The sequence below is a fragment of the Leyella stercorea genome (assembly GCF_021531355.1).
Classification (GTDB): Bacteria; Bacteroidota; Bacteroidia; order Bacteroidales; family Bacteroidaceae; genus Prevotella.
In genome coordinates this window covers 1-995 of the sequence record NZ_JADYTS010000172.1, presented here as the reverse complement: position 1 = coordinate 995, position 995 = coordinate 1, and the positions used below count along the sequence as shown (strand labels likewise).

Sequence of the window (995 nt, the reverse complement as noted above, 5' to 3'; positions counted from 1 at the left end):
GTAAGCTTAAGACTACCTATCATAGCCTTAAGCTCCGTTATTGTATTTATAAAGTCTTGCCTTTCCATTTCAGCCAATGGTTTTTGGGCCTTGGACTCTATCTCCAAAGCCTCCAGATAATGAGCTTGCATTATCATATTTTCCACTGTCTGATCTTGCTTCTTCATAGTACAAAGGTACTAAAAAATATCGAAAAAACAGCATGGTAATACAAGCAATTTATTGATTATCAATCATTTAACATTATACTTCCAACTCGTTTACCGTCGGACATTCAAGTAAGGCAACCAAGTATTTAAAGTCCAATTCATACACGACTTCATGGTTCTTTATCACGGGTTTCATGAACTTATAGCCCTTCTCATAGGTTATGTCATAAAGCACTCGCTTGTGATTCTTGTATCTAATGACCTTCAGTATCCTGCGGTCTTTCGACATGAAAATATAGGCATCACCATTGTATGGATCCATGTCAAGTGCCTGTACCTCTGAAAACAGACGGTACTTGCCAAATCTCATGTTTGTAATACCTTCTATGTACCACAGCTTGACACCTCCGTTTATCGCGAGCATAGCACCTCCAATTTCTCTACCAGGTCTTTCAACCCATTGTAGTCTATGTTTCGCTGCTGGAAATACATACCATTGGTTGACTTTAACTGTATTGTAAACAATGTCGGCTTGGACAATCGGACATCTTGCGGCTCGGAAACTTCAACTGCATTGTCACAAGTGTCTTGCAATTTTGTATCCTGCACTGGGATTGTACCATCTCTCTCAACAATTTCAACTGCATGAACCTTGACCTTATGTCGGTTCTTGTACCAACGCTCAAACTGGGAATAAACGATGCCGTTCTTCTGGCAGAAGGCGACTATCGAAACACCACTTGTCTTGGACTCCTGGTTATAAAGCTCCAGTATCCTTTTAAAATCTTCACTGCTTGCCATAATCGTATTTTTATGTTTTGCAGTGCAAAGGTAACTTGGTTCATG

The 995-nt window shown here is 39.9% G+C and carries 2 protein-coding genes; both read right to left on the bottom strand.

Annotation, left to right across the window (positions count from 1 at the left end):
- Window positions 1-243: 243 nt before the first annotated feature.
- Window positions 244-573: an IS66 family insertion sequence element accessory protein TnpB gene (tnpB, locus tag I6E38_RS14890; RefSeq protein ID WP_262912395.1), complete on the bottom strand. Its 330-nt coding sequence runs from the start codon at window positions 571-573 to the stop codon at window positions 244-246.
- Window positions 561-995, bottom strand: a 435-nt coding sequence (tnpA, locus tag I6E38_RS14885; protein WP_235394714.1) for an IS66 family insertion sequence element accessory protein TnpA, incomplete at its 5' end; no start/stop codon positions are given. The genes tnpA and tnpB, both read right to left, overlap by 13 nt.

Excerpts from the sequence above, each read along its gene's own strand:
- tnpB (WP_262912395.1), bottom strand. The coding sequence starts at position 573 with ATGCTCGCGATAAACGGAGGTGTCAAGCTGTGGTACATAGAAGGTATT.